Origin of the sequence: Methylocystis heyeri (genome assembly GCF_004802635.2) — a bacterium.
GTDB lineage: Bacteria > Pseudomonadota > Alphaproteobacteria > Rhizobiales > Beijerinckiaceae > Methylocystis > Methylocystis heyeri.
The window spans coordinates 1,948,994-1,966,780 of record NZ_CP046052.1 but is presented as its reverse complement, the minus strand read 5'-3'; the positions used below and the strand labels follow the sequence as shown (position 1 = coordinate 1,966,780).

The 17,787-nt window shown below is 62.7% G+C and carries 22 protein-coding genes; 9 read left to right on the top strand and 13 right to left on the bottom strand.

The features are described from left to right. Positions 1–53: 53 nt before the first annotated feature. Positions 54–314: a hypothetical protein gene (locus H2LOC_RS08925; protein WP_136496086.1), complete on the bottom strand. Its 261-nt coding sequence runs from the start codon at positions 312–314 to the stop codon at positions 54–56. A 220-nt stretch (positions 315–534) separates the two neighbouring features. Next, positions 535–1,689, bottom strand: coding sequence for a DUF2778 domain-containing protein (locus H2LOC_RS21545; RefSeq protein WP_202620554.1), 1,155 nt, complete (start codon positions 1,687–1,689; stop codon positions 535–537). 424 nt (positions 1,690–2,113) lie between these two features. Between H2LOC_RS21545 and H2LOC_RS08915 the strand changes: the two genes are divergently transcribed. Continuing rightward, positions 2,114–2,602, top strand: coding sequence for a hypothetical protein (locus H2LOC_RS08915; RefSeq protein ID WP_154331605.1), 489 nt, complete (start codon positions 2,114–2,116; stop codon positions 2,600–2,602). A 137-nt stretch (positions 2,603–2,739) separates the two neighbouring features. On the opposite strand, the gene H2LOC_RS08910 is transcribed toward H2LOC_RS08915, so the two are convergent. Then, positions 2,740–3,630, bottom strand: coding sequence for a dimethylarginine dimethylaminohydrolase family protein (locus H2LOC_RS08910; RefSeq protein ID WP_246207088.1), 891 nt, complete (start codon positions 3,628–3,630; stop codon positions 2,740–2,742). Positions 3,631–3,646: 16 nt separating this feature from the next. Further along, on the bottom strand, positions 3,647–4,684 hold the full coding sequence (locus H2LOC_RS08905; protein ID WP_136496084.1) for an ornithine cyclodeaminase: 1,038 nt from the start codon (positions 4,682–4,684) through the stop codon (positions 3,647–3,649). 131 nt (positions 4,685–4,815) lie between these two features. Here H2LOC_RS08905 and H2LOC_RS08900 point away from each other — a divergent pair, with 131 nt between their 5' ends. Further along, complete coding sequence (locus H2LOC_RS08900; RefSeq protein ID WP_136496083.1) at positions 4,816–5,232, top strand: Lrp/AsnC family transcriptional regulator; 417 nt, start codon at positions 4,816–4,818, stop codon at positions 5,230–5,232. On the opposite strand, the gene H2LOC_RS08895 is transcribed toward H2LOC_RS08900, so the two are convergent. Continuing rightward, the gene (locus H2LOC_RS08895) at positions 5,158–6,411 is read right to left on the bottom strand and encodes a sensor histidine kinase (protein WP_162009736.1); all 1,254 of its coding nucleotides are present in this window, start codon (positions 6,409–6,411) and stop codon (positions 5,158–5,160) included. The genes H2LOC_RS08900 and H2LOC_RS08895 overlap by 75 nt on opposite strands. Before the next feature lie 192 nt (positions 6,412–6,603). Here H2LOC_RS08895 and H2LOC_RS08890 point away from each other — a divergent pair, with 192 nt between their 5' ends. The 3 genes from H2LOC_RS08890 to H2LOC_RS08880 are packed head-to-tail and all read left to right on the top strand — an operon-like array spanning position 6,604 to position 8,147. Continuing rightward, entirely contained in the window at positions 6,604–7,371 is a 768-nt protein-coding gene (locus H2LOC_RS08890) for a ComF family protein (RefSeq protein ID WP_154331604.1), read from the top strand. A gap of 36 nt (positions 7,372–7,407) precedes the next feature. Then, complete coding sequence (gene grxC, locus H2LOC_RS08885; RefSeq protein ID WP_136496081.1) at positions 7,408–7,680, top strand: glutaredoxin 3; 273 nt, start codon at positions 7,408–7,410, stop codon at positions 7,678–7,680. Continuing rightward, on the top strand, positions 7,677–8,147 hold the full coding sequence (locus tag H2LOC_RS08880; protein WP_136496080.1) for a DUF1178 family protein: 471 nt from the start codon (positions 7,677–7,679) through the stop codon (positions 8,145–8,147). The genes grxC and H2LOC_RS08880 overlap by 4 nt, the downstream gene beginning before the upstream one ends. 37 nt (positions 8,148–8,184) lie before the next feature. Here H2LOC_RS08880 and msrB read toward each other — a convergent pair whose 3' ends face one another. From msrB to H2LOC_RS08850, 6 genes are all read right to left on the bottom strand, one after another. Beyond that, positions 8,185–8,592 (bottom strand): peptide-methionine (R)-S-oxide reductase MsrB, encoded by a 408-nt coding sequence (gene msrB, locus H2LOC_RS08875; protein WP_425487329.1) that lies wholly within the window; start codon positions 8,590–8,592, stop codon positions 8,185–8,187. 65 nt (positions 8,593–8,657) lie between these two features. Beyond that, positions 8,658–8,933, bottom strand: coding sequence for a hypothetical protein (locus H2LOC_RS08870; protein ID WP_136496079.1), 276 nt, complete (start codon positions 8,931–8,933; stop codon positions 8,658–8,660). Positions 8,934–9,028: 95 nt separating this feature from the next. After that, a complete protein-coding gene (locus H2LOC_RS08865; protein ID WP_136496078.1) occupies positions 9,029–9,397 on the bottom strand; it encodes a DUF488 domain-containing protein in 369 nt (122 codons plus the stop codon). A 101-nt stretch (positions 9,398–9,498) separates the two neighbouring features. After that, positions 9,499–10,128, bottom strand: coding sequence for a hypothetical protein (locus H2LOC_RS08860; RefSeq protein ID WP_136496077.1), 630 nt, complete (start codon positions 10,126–10,128; stop codon positions 9,499–9,501). Between the two features lie 137 nt (positions 10,129–10,265). Continuing rightward, positions 10,266–10,562 carry a hypothetical protein gene (locus H2LOC_RS08855; protein WP_136496076.1) on the bottom strand — a complete coding sequence of 99 codons (297 nt, stop codon included), beginning with the start codon at positions 10,560–10,562 and terminating at the stop codon, positions 10,266–10,268. 242 nt (positions 10,563–10,804) lie between these two features. After that, entirely contained in the window at positions 10,805–11,440 is a 636-nt protein-coding gene (locus H2LOC_RS08850; RefSeq protein WP_162009735.1) for a LexA family transcriptional regulator, read from the bottom strand. A gap of 668 nt (positions 11,441–12,108) precedes the next feature. On the opposite strand from H2LOC_RS08850, the gene rpiA reads away from it, so the two are divergent. Beyond that, entirely contained in the window at positions 12,109–12,816 is a 708-nt protein-coding gene (gene rpiA / locus H2LOC_RS08845; RefSeq protein WP_136496074.1) for a ribose-5-phosphate isomerase RpiA, read from the top strand. A gap of 113 nt (positions 12,817–12,929) precedes the next feature. On the opposite strand, the gene H2LOC_RS08840 is transcribed toward rpiA, so the two are convergent. Further along, entirely contained in the window at positions 12,930–13,613 is a 684-nt protein-coding gene (locus tag H2LOC_RS08840; protein ID WP_136496073.1) for an outer membrane protein, read from the bottom strand. Positions 13,614–13,959: 346 nt separating this feature from the next. On the opposite strand from H2LOC_RS08840, the gene gor reads away from it, so the two are divergent. The 3 genes from gor to H2LOC_RS08825 all read left to right on the top strand — a co-directional run bounded on the left by gor (position 13,960) and on the right by H2LOC_RS08825 (position 16,805). Next, the gene (gene gor, locus H2LOC_RS08835; protein ID WP_136496072.1) at positions 13,960–15,345 is read left to right on the top strand and encodes a glutathione-disulfide reductase; all 1,386 of its coding nucleotides are present in this window, start codon (positions 13,960–13,962) and stop codon (positions 15,343–15,345) included. A gap of 182 nt (positions 15,346–15,527) precedes the next feature. Next, on the top strand, positions 15,528–15,902 hold the full coding sequence (locus H2LOC_RS08830; protein WP_136496071.1) for a hypothetical protein: 375 nt from the start codon (positions 15,528–15,530) through the stop codon (positions 15,900–15,902). Between the two features lie 177 nt (positions 15,903–16,079). Next, entirely contained in the window at positions 16,080–16,805 is a 726-nt protein-coding gene (locus H2LOC_RS08825; protein WP_136496070.1) for a hypothetical protein, read from the top strand. 145 nt (positions 16,806–16,950) lie between these two features. On the opposite strand, the gene H2LOC_RS08820 is transcribed toward H2LOC_RS08825, so the two are convergent. Next, positions 16,951–17,730 (bottom strand): SCO family protein, encoded by a 780-nt coding sequence (locus H2LOC_RS08820; protein ID WP_136496069.1) that lies wholly within the window; start codon positions 17,728–17,730, stop codon positions 16,951–16,953. Between the last annotated feature and the right edge of the window lie 57 nt (positions 17,731–17,787).

Sequence of the window (17,787 nt, the reverse complement as noted above, 5' to 3'; positions counted from 1 at the left end):
CGCCGGCGCGCTACACCACGGTTGAGGAGCCGGCGTCCTCGCGGTCCGGCCGATCAATAGGTGGCCGAGACCGTGTTGTTTCCGTGGTGTTTGGCGTGATGCTTGCCGCTGTAGCCATAAGCGTTGCTCGGCGTCTTGCTCGCGCCGCGCGACTTCTGGGTGTCGCTGGAGCTGTTCATCTGGCTCTGATTGGGGCTGGCCCCGGTGTTGTCGTTGGCGGCCCCGCTCGAACCGGTGTTTGCGCTTTGGGCCAGCGCCGCGCTGATCAACAGGAAGGCCGCCGCCGCCGCCATCGCCGATGCCGGTAATCTCATTGCCTTGCTCCTTGCTGGGTGGGGCCTCACGCCCGTTTGGAGCAAATTCGCGCCCGGCGCTGCGCAAGCAAGCGCAGCATTGCAAAAGACCGTTGAAATTCCAAAACGACGGGCGGGGGCCCGTCTTTGGGAGGCGGCCCGGGAGCAGGCTGGGCTTCTCCGGCGCAGGACTGGAGAGAAGAGGCCCGGCCTGACCAGCGCCGCAGACGAGACAGTCTTATTAAAGCCGGGCGACCACGGCGAGGCGCTTTATCTCGCCGTTTTGATAGGCGCGCAGAAAGGCGCTGTAATCCCTGAAGGACACGCATCCGTTGGAGTCGCCGTTCGGCCCCAACATATAGGTGTGGGCCAGCAGGCCCGAGCGTCCATAGACCGTCTGCCCGCCGACGGGCGTGAGGCGCAACGCCTGCACGCCGTGGAACAGCGCTTCGCGCAGGGTCAGCTCATAGACGTTCGGCGGGGTCGCGCCATGCATTCTCTCATGCACGAAGCGTGGATCGTCGATCCTCTGGCCGAGGCCCGAATGCGCTTCCAGCCGCTGGCCGCTGGGTAGGTAGACGGTATGAGCCGAGATATCGTAGATGGCGGTATAGCGATCGTAGCGCTGGGCTGTGGGCAACGCTGCGCTACGCGCGATGCTGGTCACGCCGCCGCGCATTTCGCTCTCCGGCGCTGCATAGGCGAGCGAGCGGCCCGGCGCCTGTTGCTGCTGGGGCTGATTCTGCTCGCCGAACCCGCCGAAGATTTTCTCGATGAAAGAGCGGTTGTCCTCCGCCGGGGCAGGGCGGATGGCGGCCGCGGCCTGGCGCATTTGCCGGCCGGCAGAGCGCATCGGCGGCGCAGCGGCGGGGAGACTGGCCGCCTGCGGCAGGCCGTTGGGGCGGCGCGGCGGCTGCGGCGCCTCGGTCTGAACGGCTGGCGCTTCCAGCGCCTGATGTTCTTCGGACCTTTGCGGCGGCAGCGGAAACTCCGGCGCAGCCGGTTCAAGGCGCGCTATTATCGCCGGCGGTTCCTGTATCTCCGGCCTTTCCCGGCTCGAGCTCAGCCTCAGCTCGGATTTACCCGCCGCCCAGGGAGTCGGCAGAGTCTCGGACAGGGCGGCCGTCGTTTTGGTGCGCGCTGCGGCGCGCAGATTGACGAGAATGCCGCCGGACCATCCGGTGGTGGAAGCCGCTGCGGCGGACTCGGTGGCCGCCGCCGTGTCTCTTAACTTTTGAGCGTCGCCTCTTTCGTCCGGCTGAAGGCCCCAGGCGGCGGCGAGAACGCCGAAAGCGACGGCGCCGGCCGCAGGGATCGTGCGGGAAGAAATGTTCAGCGAAATGCGGCGGCTCTGGAACGCTACAAGACCACTAGGCACGCTAAGACCCTTTTTCATTCTCCCAACCCGAAATGATTTTCCCACGCAAGCCTTTCGACTTAGCTAACGAATGCTGAATCTCGCTTCGTCATTTTGAGCTTAATCGAACTGGCGCGCGGGCCACGCCGCAGCTTCCTTCAACCAGAGCATCGGGGCCGCGCTTGGGCTTTATCGCGGCCATTTCGCGAAATTTGTGGCCGAGAAGGGGCAAGGGGGCCGGCGGCCTACTCGAGGGGACGCAGGTTTTCACCGCGAGCGCCGCCGTGTGCAGGCGGGGGGAGTCAGGGGAATTTGGCCTCACGCCTTCGCTTCCGACGGCAGAGCATGCTCGGAGAAGGAGTTGCGCTGCGACTTCGACGACCGGAACTATCCCTCCCCGCGGGCGTTGGGGCGGCAGAGAGTCTCGCCTCGGCGAACACTCTGCCTTCGAAGGAGAACAGCAATGCAAAGACTGCGCGTAGTTCTTTCGAGCGCCACGGCAGCGCTGATTGTCGCGAGCACGATTTACGCCTCCACGCCCGCTGAAGCCCGCTGGAGCGGCGGCTGGGGTCACGCCGGCTGGGGCGGAGGCGGTTGGGGTCGAGGCGGCTGGGGTCACGCCGGTTGGGGCGGCGGCTGGGGCCGAGGCGGCTGGGGCCATGCCGGCTGGGGTCATGCCGGTTGGGGTCGCGGCTGGGGCTATGGCGGCTATGGCCGAGGTTGGGGCTATGGCGGCTACGGTCGCGGCTGGGGCTATGGCGGCTACGGCCGCGGCTATGGCGGCGGCTGGGGCTGGCCGTTTGCAGCCGGACTGCTCGGCGGGACCGTGCTCGGCGCCGCCGCTACCTATCCCTCCTATGACTACGGCTACGCCTATCCCGGTTACGGCGCCTATGGCTACGCCGGCTACCCCACTTATTCGACCGGTTACGGTTACTGCGGCTGCTATTAGAGCATGTTCCCAAAAAGTGCGAAGCGGTTTTTGGAAAAGAACATGCTCCTTCAATAAGTTTTGGAGCGCGTTCGAACGACCCGAAATCGCTTCAAGCGGAGACATAGCCTGGAGCCCGGCCACGCGCCGGGCTCTTCTTATCTTTCATCCAATTTGAGCGTCAGGCATTTGGCTGCGCCGCCCGCTTTGAAGAACTCCGACAGCGGCGTGAGAACCGGCGTAAATCCGGCTTCGTGCAACCGTCTCTGCAAGGCTTGGGTCGCGTCGTTCAGGAACACGGCTCCTCGAGCCTCCACCGCATTGCATGCGAAGAACATCGCATCCTCTTCGCTGACAGGGATGAGCTTTTCCTCTCCCGCGAGAGTCGCAATCTTTTGTTGCGAGTCGTGATCGAAGGCCTGCGGATAATAAAGCAGCCAACCGCCCGGCAGCGGGCAAAAGCAGGTGTCGAGATGATAGAAGCGCGGGTCGACGAGACGCAGCCCTACTGTCGATCGTCCGAGGATATTCTCGATCAGCGCCGGAGCTTCCTTGCTCGTTCGCCAGCCATGGCCGCACCAGATCAGGGGCTGCGCACGGTCGAACAATGCGTCGCCCGCGCCTTCGAACGCGATGTCCTCCGGCCAGGGAGCCTCCTTGAATCCTTCTTTTCGGAACCACTCGCGAAACCACCGTTCCTCGGGCCGGCGTTCCGGCGCGCGGAAGCGGCTGACGATAACCATGCCCGCGAAGGCGAGGCCGGCGTTGGCGGTGAAGACCATGTCCGGCGCGCCGGCCTGCGGGGCAATGAAGCGCAATCTCGCTCTGGCGGAAAGCTGCTCAGCGAGATACTTCCATTGCAATTCGGCCAGCTCCCGCTCGGCTTTGCCGATCTGGCGCTCCATCCAGGGATTGATGACGTAGTCCACGCCGAAGTGGTCCGGCGCGCACATCAGTATGCCCTCCGTGGCCAGAGCGGGAGCGGCGCCCTGCGGCGCCGGCTCGAGCAGGAGCGGAGCTGCGGCGCGTTTCATCGCTTGCGCGGTCATCGATGAGGTTCTCCTTTCAGGCGTAGCGCCGCTCGTTGTTTCGCAACTGCAGAAGGCCGAAAAGATTCTTGGGGTCGGCCAGTTCGGCCACGAGTTCGATAGTTTGTCCGACGCCGGTCTCCCGCGATAGATCCATCAGCAGGCGAAGCACCGAAAAATCCTCTACCGCGAAGCCGACGCCGTCGAACAAAGTGATCTCCCTCTCCGATCGGCGACCGGGCTTTGCGCCGGAGATCGTCTCCCAGATTTCCGTGACCGGGTGATCGGGCGCAAGCTGTTGGATCTCCCCTTCTAGCCGCGTCTGCGGCGCATATTCGACAAAAATATTGGAACGCAGCAGGAGGTCGCGCGAGATTTCGGTCTTTCCCGGACAATCGCCGCCCAAGGCGTTGATATGCGCGCCTGCGCCGATCATGTTGCCTGAGAGCACCGTCGCGCGCTTCTTATCGGCGGTAATCGTTGTGACGATATCTGCGTCGACAGTCGCCTCTTCCGCGCTGCTGCAGCGGATAATGGAAACATCGAAGCGCGCCATGTTGCGCGCGAATTTTTCCGCGGCTCGAGGGTCGATGTCGAAAATGCGCAAATTGTCGACGCCCATGATGACCCGAAAGGCGCATGCCTGAAATTCCGATTGCGCCCCAAGTCCGATGATCGCCATCGTCCGGCTATCCGGGCGCGCAAGACTGCGCGCTGCGAGCGCCGAGGCGGCCCCGGTGCGGAAAGCCGTCGCCAGAGTCATATCGGCGAGAAGAAGCGGATAGCCGGTTTCGACGTCTGCGAGCGCGCCGAAGGCCACGACCGTTTGCAATCCTCGCCGGGTGTTGCCGGGATGCCCGTTTACGAATTTGAACGCATAGGCCGCGTGATCGGAGGCGGGCATGAGTTCTATCACGCCGCTGGGGAAATGGCAGGCGCTGCGCGGCGATTTGTCGAACTCCTCCCAACGCAGAAAGTCGTGGCGCAGATAGTCATGGAGGCGCAGCCAGAAACTCTCCAGGCCTGTCTCGTTCACGATTGCAGCGACGTCGTGCGCGTCCAGAAAGACAGCCATTTCAGCCTTCCTCGCCTGAGAGCTCCGAGGATAGAAAGGCGGGCGATCAAGAAAAATGGCAATCCTTTATCAAATGCGATGTCCTTTTGCGCAATTCGCCATATCATTCGAGCATATCGCAAGAGAAAGCCATGGACGACCTCGATCGCCGACTTATAGCCGAGCTGAGGATCGACGGCCGCGCGCCGCTGTCGAAGCTCGCGCTCTTGCTTGGCGTCTCGCGCGGCACTGTGCAGAACAGGCTCGACCGGCTCTTGGCCTCAGGCGTCATCCTGGGCTTTACGGTTCGGGTAAAGCCGTTCGCCGAAAGCGAAAGGATTCGCGCCATCGCGCTGATCGAGGTTTCGGGCAAGAACACGCGCCGCGTCGCCAAGGCGTTGCGCGGATTGCCGCAGATCGGAGAGCTTTACAGCACCAACGGCGCCTTCGATCTCGTCGCCGAAATAGAGGTGCGGGACCTCGCCGAGTTCGATTCAGTGCTTTCCACGCTGCGCGCGATCGACGGCGTCGCCCGCAGCGAAACTAATTTGCTCCTCGCTCCGGCCTGACGCACTGACTAACGTCCTGGCTTCCAGGGCCAGGGATTCCGGAATGCTGACGCGGAAAGTCGCGCCGCGCCCAGGCGCAGACTCTGCCTTGATCGTCCAGCCGTGGCGGTCGCAAATGGATTTGACCGCGGCGAGGCCGATGCCGTTGCCTGGAAACTCTTTCCCGGGCTGGAGGCGCAGGAAGGGCTCGAAAATCGTCTCGGCGTATCTGGGTTCGAAGCCGATTCCGTTGTCGTTGACCGAAAGCCGGATCTCGCCGTCCTTTTGGCAGGCGCAGATCCTGATGATCGGATTCTCGCCCTCCTTGTGGAATTTAATGGAGTTCGAGAGCATGTTCGACATCATGCGCGTGAACTGCGCCCGGTCGGCGCGCACCTTCAAGCCATCCTGAATCCTGTTTTCGATCCGTGCGCCCGTGGCTTTGATAAGCTCGGAAAAATCTCCTTCCACCTGTTCGATCTCGGCGCCGACATTGATGAATTCAAGCTTGAGTATCGCGGAAATATCCGAGCAATATTCAAGCAGCCCCTCGACCAGGCCTCGCGCCCGCAGCGCCGAATTATGCACGACTTCGCATGCATATTTAGCGGTCGCGGGGTCGTCGTCGGCGACCGCGATCTTGAGAAGATCGGAGAACGAAGCGATCTTTCGCAGGGGCTCTTGCAGATCATGCGCCGCGACATAGGCGAAACGGGAGAGTCGGCTGTTGATTTCTTCGAGCTGGCGGGTGCGAAAGCGCAGCTCGCTTTCGATCTTCTTATATTGCGTTACGTCGAAAACAGTGACCGAGACGTAGTTTTCCGAAACGGTCTGAATCGGAGTGACCCCGACGCGCAGGATAAGGTCGGTTCCCTCCTTCCGGCGACCCCGGAGTTCGCGGTCGTCGCCGATCATGACGCGCATGGGCCGATCCAGGTTCGACCGCACCAACTCGTCGGCCTCGGGCGAGAAGAGGATGTCGATGGGCTTACCGGCGAACTCGCCATGTTCATAGCCGAAGAGGGCCTCGGCGGCGGCATTGGCGTGAACGATCGTTCCTTGTGCGTCGACCAGGAAGCGACTGGCGAAGGAAGTGTCGATAAGCGTGGTGAGCCACGCGTAGTTGTGGAAGGGCATGGCGGAAGCTTTGCTGGTGGACCGCGGCGTCGGATCGCGGCGTTCGCCTGTACGTAAAACCACATAGGGTCGCCCGGCGCCGTTTCCGGCTCGGGCGCAAGCGCAAGAACGCCGATTTTTTTCTAGCTGCATAGAGGCGGCCCGCGCGCAGGGGGCGGGCGTCGTCTCGGGCCGTTGGAAAAGGAACCCGGAGCGCGCGTGTGCGATCCAGAGAAAAAGTTTGTCGGCCTCCATTTCGACTGTTATCTTTTTTCAATGGCGGAGTCCGCGCTGAACACATTGCTCGCAAGCGTCCGCGCCGCCTGCGGAGGGCTGCTAGACGTCGCCTACCCTCCAGCCTGCCTCGTCTGCCGGGAGGCGGTCGGGTCGCAGGGCGGGCTCTGCGCCCGCTGCTGGCGAGAAATGTCTTTTATCGAGCGCCCCTTTTGCGAAAGACTAGGCGCGCCCTTCGAGCGCGAGGAAGGGGCCCGGGAAGGGATGATATCGGCCGAGGCAGCGGCCTATCCTCCGGTCTTTCGACGGGCGCGCGCCGTCGCGCTTTATGGCGGCGCGGCGCAAGTTCTGGTCTCGCGCCTCAAGTTCCATGACCGGCTGGAACTGGCGGAGCCCATGGGCCGGTGGATGGCGCGGGCTGGGGCGGAGCTGCTTGGCGACGCCGCGCTCATATTGCCCATGCCGCTGCATAGGCTGCGACTCGTCGAGCGACGCTACAATCAGGCCGCCGAACTCGCGCGGTTCGTCTCGCGGGAAAGCGGGACCCCGGTCGATGTGGCGGCGCTGGAGCGGGTGAAGCTTACGCAGCCTCAGGTCGGGCTCTCGCGTAGCCAGCGGGCCGCCAATCTCGCGGGCGCCTTTCGCGTCGCCCCTCTGGCGGCCGCGAGGATTTCCGGGCTCAATTTGGTCCTCGTCGACGACGTGCTCACCACGGGAGCCACGGCAAATGCGGCCGCGCGGGCGCTTCTGAAGGCAGGCGCCGCACGGGTCGACCTGCTTGTTTTCGCAAGGACCGTGACAGCGCCATAATTTGTTGTATTAGAGGCTTTTAACCTCGGATTCGACATGGCCCTCATCGTCATCTACACAACCTCTACCTGCCCCTACTGCTTGGCGGCTAAGGCCCTGCTAGAGAAGAAGAAAGTTGCCTTCGAGGAGATTCGAGTGGATGGCGACCGCGCGGGCCGGGCCCGGATGACGGAACTTGCCGGCGGGCGGACCAGCGTGCCCCAGATCTTCATCGACGGGCGGCATATCGGAGGGTGCGACGACCTCTATCAACTGGACAGCGAGGGTGGACTCGATCCGCTGCTTGCCGCTGGAGAGACGAAAAAGTGATCCATTATTCGCTGATTTGCGACAAAGGGCATGAGTTCGACGGCTGGTTCCGGGACAGTGCGGCTTTCGACGCCCAGGAAGCCGCCGGCTCAGTGCATTGTCCTTTTTGCCAGTCGAGCAAGATCGCCAAGGCTCCGATGGCTCCGAACATCCTGCGCGGCGCCGGCGCTCGGCAAGTCCAGAGCGGGGAAGACGAGCGCCAGGCCGAGGCGGCGCGCGAGGTTGCGCTGCTGGATGAACGCGACGCCCAGTTGCGCGGCGCCATTCGCGAACTTCGCGAGAAAATCGTTTCTGCGACGGAGGATGTCGGGGAGCGATTCCCGTCCGAGGTGCGCAAGATTCAGGACGGCGAGGCCAGCGCCCGCGCGATTCGTGGAAAGGCCACCTTCGCCGAGGCCAAGGCTCTGCTGGACGAAGGCATAGAAATCATGGCCCTGCCCGCGAGTTTCAGCGGCGAGGGGAATTGATCGGCCCGGGGCTGAGCCGCACAAGGAGAGCCCGCGCTCACTCCGGCGTGAAAATCAAAGCTACGCCGTTGATGCAATAGCGCAGGCCCGTCGGCGGCGGGCCGTCGTTGAAGACATGTCCGAGATGAGACCCGCACTGGCTGCATTGGACCTCGGTTCGAACCATGCCGTGGCTACGATCCTGAGTAGCCTCCAGCGAGCCGATCAATGGCTCGAAGAAACTCGGCCAGCCGGAGCCGCTTTCAAATTTGCGGGTCGAGACGAAGAGCGGCTGACCGCAGCCGGCGCATGAAAATGTCCCGGCGCGCTTCTCGTAAGTCAGGGCGCAGCTTCCAGGCCGCTCGGTGCCATGGCGGCGCATCACCTCATATTGCTCCGGCGTGAGGCGTTCCCGCCACTCCTGTTCCGTTCGGGTGACGGTAAAGGTCTTGCCTGACAAGCTCATCGCTGGCGCTCCGCAGTCCTGCATAGATCAAGTATCGAGCGAGGCGCTCTTCCTGGCAAGGGGCGTCACTGGGGCCGTCGCCGGTAATTGGCGTCGAGCCGGCGCATGAAGGCGTCGAAGGAGCATGTTGTATCGAAGGCGACCTGCGCCATCGCTGATTTGAAGCCTGCGAAATAGGTGTCGCCTTCGCGGTCGAGCTGGGAAAGCCGCTGCTCCAGCGCCCTGCGGCGTCGTTCCAGCTGTTCGATTTCCATGCGGTCGTCGACCCGTGCGACCCCGGTGTCTCTCTTCATCTTGCGTCTGAGATCCATGATGCGCGTGGATAAGAGATCTGCGCGCATCTCTAGTCCCGGATGAAGTCCCGTTCTTGGCATGTCTGGGCCTTTCTCAAGCTTTCATGCTGATGACTGAGATATTGGCGCGCAGGTCCATGCGATCAACGCCGGCGAACGCCATTTTCCAGCGCCTCGCGAAGCGCTGCGGCGTTGTTACGTTCCGCGTCCTTCGCGGCGAAGAGCAGGGTGAGTTTATCGCCCTGACTGCGCATGGCGCGCAGTTCCGCGAGCGCGACGCTGTCACGAAGCTCGGCGAGATAGCGCCTTCTGAACTCGGTCCATTTTTTCGGATCATGTTTATACCAGCGGCGCAGGCCGTCGCTCGGCGCGACATCCTTGAGCCAGGCGTCGATCGCCGCGTCTTCGCGTTTCAATCCGCGGGGCCAAAGGCGATCGACCAGCACACGCAGGCCGTCGCTCTTGCTCGGCGCCTCATAGGCGCGTTTGATTACGATAGCGGCTTGGCCCATTTCGCGAAGTCTCTTCAGGAGGAATTCGGGTCGTCGATGGCGCTCGCGACTCCCTTTCTCAACAGATAGTTCCGTCCGAATGCGTGAAAAGCGTCACAGGTTCACGGGCGCCCGTTCTTTTCCCAGGCGCGAGCCAGAGTTTCGAGCGTATCGCGAAAGGTTTGGGCGATCTTGCCGGCGGCGCGCTCGCAATCGCGCCCTTTTCGGGTCGGCGGCGCTTCCCGGTTCTTGCCGGCGGCGAAAGCGTCGCGTCTGGCGATCTCCCGAAAGCAGAGCCCCTCGCCGATGATCAGCGTCACGACCCTGGCCGCGCTGGCGCCGACTTCCTGCGCGATAGAGTCTTTGAGCGCCTGCGCCGATCGCGCGGCGTCGATGCGGCCCGCCAGGGCGTGTTGCAGCGAGAAAGAGGAGAAGGGCGCCGGGTTCCTCTGGCCGAAGTCGCGGGCGGTGCGCCGGCCGGAGGCGAGCTCCAGGACCGCGTCGATATAGCGTCCGGCCTCGAAGGCCGCGGGCGATATCCTCTTGCGCCGGGCTTCATATTCCAGAATGTCGATTTTGGCGTTGACCGCGACGCGCCGCCGCCGCCGGGGGTCCACCGGGTCGTCAACCTCGGCGTGAACGATATCGATCTTGCCGGCTGCGCGCAGTCCCTTGCGCGGCAACTCGCAGCCGTCGCTTCCCTGCGGCGCCGAATTGCGGGCGGCGCTCAGCCTTTGCGCTCTGCGGTTCATCTGGATTTTCCGGGTTTGAGTTGATCTGGCTGCTTGCGCGCTCGAGCGTCTCTCACAGGCGACCTCGCCAAGGCGTCGAGCGATCTCTCTCCGCCCGGCCGGGGAATGAGCCGAGCGCGCGGAGCCTTTGAGTTCCTTCAGTCCGTCGCGCCCTCGGGCTTTCCTGAAAATGACGGAACGAACGCCGTCTCGTCTTCGCAGGCGCGCTCCATGCGCAGGGTCAGCTCCCCATGTAGAATCGCAAGGTCAAAGGCGGAAAAGCGCGTGGGCGCGGGACAATTGCTTTCTCTCGCAGACCATTCGCTGAGCGCGCGCTCCGCGCGGTCGACGCGATGGCGTTCGTCATCGATGAGGCGGATGCGCTCTTGGGGATCCAGCGCGATGGATAGGCGCCCGTCGAGGCGGGCGAGAAAGTTCAGGATGGCGGGTTTCATGGCGCTCCCCGAATTGAGGGTGAGGACCAGCTTATGATGTTTTTAAATCGCGTCAAGGTGGAAGAGATATAAAAATCGCTCCAGGGTTGCGGTCGGGATTCGCCGGCCCAGCGTTTTTCGCCGTTCGGCCGTTGGGGGAACGAGAAACAGCAAACAAGCGGGACCGCGCCAATCGGCTTGGCGCGGTTTGGGCGGCGCAAAAATTGGAAGGCTGCAGCTTTTGCGCCGAGCTATCGGCGCATTTAGAGATCCATCATCACTTTGCGGACGCGCCCGATAACCGTGGGAGGCGCATCGAGGTAAATCGCCTCGTGGGCCGGATTGGTGGAATAAGGCTCGAGCCTGTCGGGTCGGCTCATCCAGCGCTTGAAGGTCGCTTCGGCATGGTCGGGCGTGGCGAAGACATAAAAGCGCCGCGGCTGCAATAAAGTGTCGGCGCGATCAACGATGATGACTGATCCTTCGGGCGCGACGAGATTCATCGAATCGCCGACGACCCGAAGCGCGAGATAATCTCCTGGCGGCAGCCCCGGCACGGGTAGATAAGGGTTTTCGCCGCGCTCCACCGCAGTGGGCTCGGAAAAGCCGGTGGCGGCGACCCAGGAGCCCATCGGCGCTTCGGCGACGTCCGCGCCGAAGTCCCTGTCGCCGATGAGCCGAGGGCCGAGGCCGGTAGTGACCCAGTAGGTGCGCAGCCCGAGCGCGTCGCAGATGCGCTGAAGATTGTCGACGCGCGGCCATCGTGTGGAGCTGCGTCGGATCTGGCTGAGAAAAGTGCGCTCGAGCCCCGCGCGGCTGGAGGCCTCGTTCTCGGTAATTTTGAGCTCGGCCAGACGCTCGGAGATGCGATCGAGGATTTTTTCGCGCGATATATCCATGGCGTGATTTTCAAATTTCCTGTGCCGAATAGACAGCGAGATAAAAACATTTGACAAGCGGTTTATAAACATCATAATCGCGCCATGTCAAAGTTTTCCCTTCCGCGCGCGTCCTCCTCCTGCCTCCCTGCGCGGAAACTGCGGCTGGTCTCCTGCGAGGCCAGCCGCCTTTTTCGGTGGGCGAGATCGGGCAAAGCCCGGCCAGCGAAGCTCAAGCGCTACATTGATTTTCAACTCTCGGGACGCCTTGGCGTCCATCAGACATAGCGGGGAAGCCATGCGGCTTGCAGGAGCGCTAAACCTTAGTTTTGACGGTCCGCCCCGGCTATCGCTATTTTCCAGCCGAAGACACGGAGGATTCCTCGCAATAGAAATTCGTGAGGATCAGGGCGATGAGGCCGATCCTAGCGCTGAAATCGCTATCTTCGTGCCGCCGGCCCTCATGGAGCGACTCGCTTGCGCGATCTCCGCTTTCAACCTGGCAATGGAAGCTGGGCCAGATTCGTGACAGAAAGGCCCTTATCCAGCGAAATTTTGCGTAATTTCCGCAGCCGGGGTGCGGGGGGTGCTAAGCCAAACGCCAGGGCGGCGGCCCCTCGGTCGATCACGTGAGCGAAATCGTTCTTATCCTCTTTTCGGGGCGTGGCAGTCGCGATACTAATTTTCTCATGATCCAGTCCGCTGAAGAGCTTAAACGCGCCGCCGCAGAGCTGGCGCTCGATTTCGTCGCCCCAGGCATGAGGCTCGGCCTCGGCACGGGCTCCACCGCCGCGCATTTTGTCGATCTTCTCGGCGCGAAGGTCCGCGCCGGCTTCAAGGTGGTTTGTGTTCCCACCTCAGAGCGCACCCGCTTGCAGGCGCAGAGCCTCGGCATAGCGCTCGCAACGCTCGATGAGTTGCCGCAGCTCGACCTTACGGTCGACGGCGCCGATGAGTTCGACGACTCGTTGCGGTTGATCAAGGGTGGCGGCGGCGCGCTTCTGCGCGAAAAAATCGTCGCGGCGGCCTCCACACGCATGGTGGTCATCGCGGATGAGAGCAAACATGTGGAAACGCTCGGGCGTTTCCCGCTGCCGGTCGAGATCGATCGCTTCGGCGCGCGCGCAACGCAACTGCAGGTGGAAGCGGCGGCGAGGGAACTGGGGCTTTCCGGTCCGGTAGATATGCGGCGTCGCGGCGAAGCGCCTTTTGTCAGCGATGGCGGCCATTTCATTCTGGATTGCGGCTTCGGCGCCCTGCCGGACCCCGAGGCGCTCGCTGCGCGGCTGGTCGCCATCCCGGGGGTGGTGGAGCATGGGCTTTTTCTCGGCATGGCCAGCGCCGTGGTGGTCGCCAGCGCGCATGGCGTACGCACGCTGGGCCAAGCGGGCGGTTAAAATTGAAAAAGCCGGACGATGGAGTTCCTGACTGAGGCTCGTCCATCCTCCCCCAAAGAAAAAAGCCCGGCTGGAGATGCCGGGCTTTTTTACTTCTTTTGCTGTCGATCGCCTCAGTAGGAGGCGATGACCGGCGCGGGCTGGCCAAAATTGAAGTGATAATTGAGGCCGGCGCGGACCGTGTTAAACTGCGGATGGTAGTGGTAGCCGAAGTTGAAGCCATAGCCGCCGGTAGCGTTGCCGCCCGAGAGGTCGGTGTAGAGATATTCGACCTTGGCGGACCAGTTCGGCATGAACATCCATTCGACGCCGCCGCCGGCCGTCCAGCCGGTGGGGTTGTTGGTCCAGGCCTGGGCGTCGACCTGGCCGTAGGCGAAGCCGCCCGTGCCGTAGACCAACAAGGTAGGCGTCACGAGATAGCCGGCGCGACCACGGATGGTGCCGAACCAGGGCAAGCCGATGCGGTTGAGCGCCGTGGCCAGATAGCCGAAGGTGTATGCGCCGCGCGTGCCGCCGCTGATGCTTGTGCCCTGGAAATCGGCTTCGACGCCGACGACAAACGAATTGAACTGGAAGTTATAGCCGCCCTCGATGCCCCCGGAGACGCCTCCCGAGTTGCCGGCCCTGGAACCCCAGCTGCCGCCGAGATTGGCGCCGCCGTACAAGCCAGCCCAGGTGAGAACCGGCGGCGGCGGAACATAGGCGGGAGCCTCTTTGCGCATCGGCAGATCGGCGGCGAGCGCGGCGCCCGCAGAACAGGCAAGCGCCAGCGCAATGAGGGATGCTTGTTTCTTCATAACCAACTCCTTCATGAAACTGCGGACGAAATGCGCAGAATCCATACCCCGATACTACTCCTTGAATTCCAGACTAAAACCCTTTTGCGGACTAGGAGTTGGTTCAGCCTTCGCTTTTGTTCCCAGCTGTTGCAAGACTGTCACATTATTGGGCTCTGGCGCCTAATATATATGCATTTCGTAGGGTGCCATTTTGATTGTCGTTTGCTTGCGCACTCGGCTATTCTGCGCCTTTTGTGCCTTGTCGCGAAAACTCCCGCAGAGTCGCCTTTTCTTTATTGATGCGAGGAGCGCGCGCAGCTAACCCAAACCGAGAACCGCAGATCGCCGCGAAAAGGACGCCGCCATGACCGGATACGACTATGACCTCTTCGTCATCGGGGCGGGATCCGGAGGCGTGCGGGCGGCGAGAATCGCCGCGAGCCATGGCGCGCGGGTCGCCGTAGCGGAGGCGTTCCGGGTTGGCGGCACCTGCGTCATCCGGGGCTGCGTGCCGAAAAAGCTCTATGTGCTGGCCAGCCGCTTCCGCGACGAATTCGAGGACGCGAAAGGTTTCGGCTGGAGCCTCGACGAGCCCTCTTTCGAATGGGGCGAACTCGTCGCAGCCAAGGAGAAGGAGATTACACGGCTCGAGAGGATTTACGCCGAAAATCTCGCCAGGGCAGGCGTTGCGATCATTGGCCAGCGAGCCGTGGTCGACGGACCCCACGCCGTTCGCCTTGCCGACGGGAGGCATATAAGCGCCGGGAAAATTCTGATCGCCACAGGCGGCGCGCCCACGAGCGTCGACATTCCAGGCATGGAGCTGGCGCTCACCTCCAACGAGATTTTCGACCTTCCCGAGTTTCCACGGCGGCTTCTCGTCATTGGCTCGGGCTACATAGCGGTGGAATTCGCCGCCATCTTCGCGCGGCTGGGAGCCAGCGTGGTGATGAGCTTCAGGGCCGATCTCCCGCTTCGCGGCTTCGATCATGATTTGCGCCGTCTGCTCGCCGAGGCCCTTGCACAAAGCGGGGTCGCTATGCTGCCCGGCGTTACGCCCAAAAGCCTGCGCCGTGCGCCCGGCGGCCTCACCGTCGAATTTGCGAACGGCCAATCGGGTGAGTTCGACGCGGCACTCGCGGCGACGGGTCGCGCCCCGGCCACAGCTGGGCTGGGCCTCGTCGCCGCCGGCGTGCGGCTGCAAAAGAATGGCGCGGTCTGCGTCGATTCGTTTTCGAGAACCAGCGTAGAGTCGATTTTCGCGGTCGGAGACGTCACAGACCGCATCAACCTCACGCCCGTCGCCATCCGTGAGGGGCACGCCTTCGCGGATACGCAATTCGGCGGGCGGGAAGTCAAGGTGGACTACGATCTCGTGCCCAGCGCCGTATTCACAACGCCGGAGATAGGGACCGTCGGCTGCTCGGAGGAAGAAGCCCTGCGCCGTTACGGAGAGCTTGCGGTCTATGAGACCTCGTTCCGCCCGATGAAGGCGACGCTGTCCGGGCGCGCGGAAAGGGTTTTCATGAAGCTTCTGGTCGACTGCGCCAGCGAACGGGTCGTGGGCGCGCACATTCTTGGCCCGGAGGCGGGGGAGATGGCGCAGCTCATTGCGATCTCCATGAAGATGCGCGCGAAGAAGAGCGATTTCGACGCGGCCATGGCCTTGCATCCGACAATGGCTGAAGAGCTGGTCACCATGCGTAATCCTTCTCGGCTCGTGAAAGCGCCGGGAGAACAAGGAAAATAATCATTTGCCGCCCTGCGTCCGAGCCCTAATTGAGGATCGCGAGACGCCCGGGGACGCCCGAGAAGGAGGTTGTAGTTTTTTAAACGTCTTACGTAGACGACACAATTACAGCGTCGCCGCCGACCTAGTATCTTCTTCAAACGCAAGGGAGTTGCGGGGGTTGCAGAGAGTGGAGCGCGGCTATGATTTCGCTTAACGAGTGCAAGGATTTCGCGGGTCTAGTCCTGGATGAGCTAATATTGGGCGCGGGTCCGACGGAAGCGCATCGTGCGAAGCTTTCTGCGTATGAGTTGAATTTGAAATGGGGCGCCGAAACCGTGCGCGAACTCATCATCAGCGATATTCGCGTTGCGCGCGACCTCGGCGCTGCGCGGCTCGCGGCGGACTTGCTCGTCGTTCTGCGCATGTTCCTGCATGAGCACCCTGAAGCGCGGCGTTCGATCGAATCTGCCGGCGAAACGCGCAGATCTCGCGCGCCGCGCGTCAATCACAATGCGAGAATGCCGTGCCGCAGGGCCGATCCGGAGCAATCTCTCATCGGGGATCCGCTGCTCTGAGTTAATTCCTGAATCAGCGACATCACGCCAGGGCCGCGCAATAGCGCGGCCTTGGCGCGAAGGCGCCGTTTAAAATTTCTCCTCGACGCTAGTAGGACTCCGACTTGTCCCTGCGGTCTTCGCGACTAACTGGCGCGAGGTGATGACGCTGATGCGTCAACCCAGGGAGAAGGCGCTATGACGTTAACATCGAGAAGAGAGGCCGTGTATCGCGAGAGCGCCGCCTATGGCGGGCTGGTCGACGCGGTAGGCGGGGTCGCCACGATCGTTCTGGCGGTGGTGGGACTCGTGGGCATTCATGCGCCTCTCATGACCGCGATCGCCACGATCGTATTTGGCATTGCGCTGCTCATCCAGGGCGGGACAATGTTGTCCGAATACGCTTCGATTATCTTTCCCGCGGGTGTCCGAGCCATTCCGATCGACCAGTTCGGCGGCAGCAGCCTCACCTCGGTGTTCCTCGTCGGCGCCACCGGGATCGTGCTCGGAGTGCTTGCCTTGCTGGGCATAAACGCCGGGGTGCTTCTGCCTGTCGCGGTCATCGCTTTTGGCACAGCGTTGGTGCTCAGCAGCAACGCGGTGTGGCATCTCTATGTGCTGCGTCGCGCCTCGGTTCGAGCGGATAGCACGATCCAGCAGTCGAGCGTGACGGCGAGTCCCGCGGAAGCGCGCGAAGCGGGCGGAGAATTGCTGGCGAGCGAGATGGCGTCCGGTTCTGCCGGCATTCAGGCGCTCGCAGGTCTTGCCGCAGTGGTGCTTGGAATCATTGCGGTTGCGGGAAGTCCCGCGGATCTCACGCTCAACCTGTGCGCACTCTTGGCGCTCGGCGCGACTCTCATCCTCACCGGCGGTAGCCTCAGCGCCACGGTGATGGGTCTGATGCGTCCGTGGCAGCAGCGTTGATTTCGAAAGGCGCGTAGCTTCCGCTGTCTTAGAGTGTGGCGTCCTCGCCCCGCAAGCGGGACGAGGACGCGGCGGCGATTCGAAAGGGCTCCTTCCCAACCCCGCCGGCGTTTGGCCTCTGGCGGATGACCTTGCCGAAAGAAATCTATGCGCGCGGAACCTCTCCGCGCATGGAGCGATAGATCATTGCGCCGAGGAGCCCGATCGTCAGAATCGCCCCTCCGCGAAGAAGGCGCGTAACAGCGAGCGTGTAACCGCCGGTCGAGGCGTCATATTCGTAACAAAGCAGATTGATCAGCGACTGTTTGCCAGCAATCACTTCCGCCGAAGCGCGCGCCAGGGCTCCGCGCACGCCGATTGGATCGTAGCCGACGCCGGTCAGATAATTCGACACGCGTCCGTCTCTGGTAATGAAAACGACGCCCACCGGGTGGACGAATCTGACCTTTTTTTCATCGAAACTCACCCGAAAGCCGACGCTGTCGGCTAAGGCCCGCAGGGATGCGGCGTCGCTCGTGAGAAACCGCCACCTTTCGGCGCCGGGCGCGGGCCAGCGCATGATGTCCGCATCCTTCGCCTCGCGCGCATCGGATGGGGTTTCCGAAGGATCTATGCTGACGAAAGCCAGGGAATAGTCGCGTCCCGCTTCAAGATCCGAGCGACGGAGCGTTTCGAGGAGATCCGCACGAAGCACGGGGCAAAAACTTTTGCAGCGAAAATAGCCGAGCGCAAGGATGAGCGGCTTTCCTTCGAAGAGGTCCGAAACGCGAAGCGAAACGTCGTTCTGGTCGCGCAACCTCGCTTCCAGTGGAAGTCGTGCGCCCGGCTTTTGCTCGAAAGCGATGGCCGCGGGGGCGCGAGGGGAGTCGGCCGACGCGCTGGACAGGGCCGCGCACATGGCCAGGATGAAAAGCAGCGCTTGCATGTCAGGGCCTCCGGCTTGCTGGAGCGTTTCCTTTTGGCGCGTGGCCCGGCGGCCTTG

Coding starts and splice junctions, on each gene's coding strand:
- H2LOC_RS08860 (WP_136496077.1), bottom strand. CDS start 10,128: ATGAACCGCAGAGCGCAAAGGCTGAGCGCCGCCCGCAATTCGGCGCCG.
- H2LOC_RS21545 (WP_202620554.1), bottom strand. CDS start 1,689: ATGAAAAAGGGTCTTAGCGTGCCTAGTGGTCTTGTAGCGTTCCAGAGC.
- H2LOC_RS08855 (WP_136496076.1), bottom strand. CDS start 10,562: ATGAAACCCGCCATCCTGAACTTTCTCGCCCGCCTCGACGGGCGCCTA.
- H2LOC_RS08900 (WP_136496083.1), top strand. CDS start 4,816: ATGGACGACCTCGATCGCCGACTTATAGCCGAGCTGAGGATCGACGGC.
- H2LOC_RS08890 (WP_154331604.1), top strand. CDS start 6,604: ATGGCGGAGTCCGCGCTGAACACATTGCTCGCAAGCGTCCGCGCCGCC.
- H2LOC_RS08820 (WP_136496069.1), bottom strand. CDS start 17,730: ATGCAAGCGCTGCTTTTCATCCTGGCCATGTGCGCGGCCCTGTCCAGC.
- H2LOC_RS08925 (WP_136496086.1), bottom strand. CDS start 314: ATGAGATTACCGGCATCGGCGATGGCGGCGGCGGCGGCCTTCCTGTTG.
- H2LOC_RS08910 (WP_246207088.1), bottom strand. CDS start 3,630: ATGACCGCGCAAGCGATGAAACGCGCCGCAGCTCCGCTCCTGCTCGAG.
- H2LOC_RS08825 (WP_136496070.1), top strand. CDS start 16,080: ATGACGTTAACATCGAGAAGAGAGGCCGTGTATCGCGAGAGCGCCGCC.
- gor (WP_136496072.1), top strand. CDS start 13,960: ATGACCGGATACGACTATGACCTCTTCGTCATCGGGGCGGGATCCGGA.
- H2LOC_RS08840 (WP_136496073.1), bottom strand. CDS start 13,613: ATGAAGAAACAAGCATCCCTCATTGCGCTGGCGCTTGCCTGTTCTGCG.
- grxC (WP_136496081.1), top strand. CDS start 7,408: ATGGCCCTCATCGTCATCTACACAACCTCTACCTGCCCCTACTGCTTG.
- H2LOC_RS08915 (WP_154331605.1), top strand. CDS start 2,114: ATGCAAAGACTGCGCGTAGTTCTTTCGAGCGCCACGGCAGCGCTGATT.
- rpiA (WP_136496074.1), top strand. CDS start 12,109: ATGATCCAGTCCGCTGAAGAGCTTAAACGCGCCGCCGCAGAGCTGGCG.
- H2LOC_RS08905 (WP_136496084.1), bottom strand. CDS start 4,684: ATGGCTGTCTTTCTGGACGCGCACGACGTCGCTGCAATCGTGAACGAG.
- H2LOC_RS08870 (WP_136496079.1), bottom strand. CDS start 8,933: ATGCGCGCAGATCTCTTATCCACGCGCATCATGGATCTCAGACGCAAG.
- H2LOC_RS08830 (WP_136496071.1), top strand. CDS start 15,528: ATGATTTCGCTTAACGAGTGCAAGGATTTCGCGGGTCTAGTCCTGGAT.
- msrB (WP_425487329.1), bottom strand. CDS start 8,592: ATGAGCTTGTCAGGCAAGACCTTTACCGTCACCCGAACGGAACAGGAG.
- H2LOC_RS08865 (WP_136496078.1), bottom strand. CDS start 9,397: ATGGGCCAAGCCGCTATCGTAATCAAACGCGCCTATGAGGCGCCGAGC.
- H2LOC_RS08850 (WP_162009735.1), bottom strand. CDS start 11,440: ATGGATATATCGCGCGAAAAAATCCTCGATCGCATCTCCGAGCGTCTG.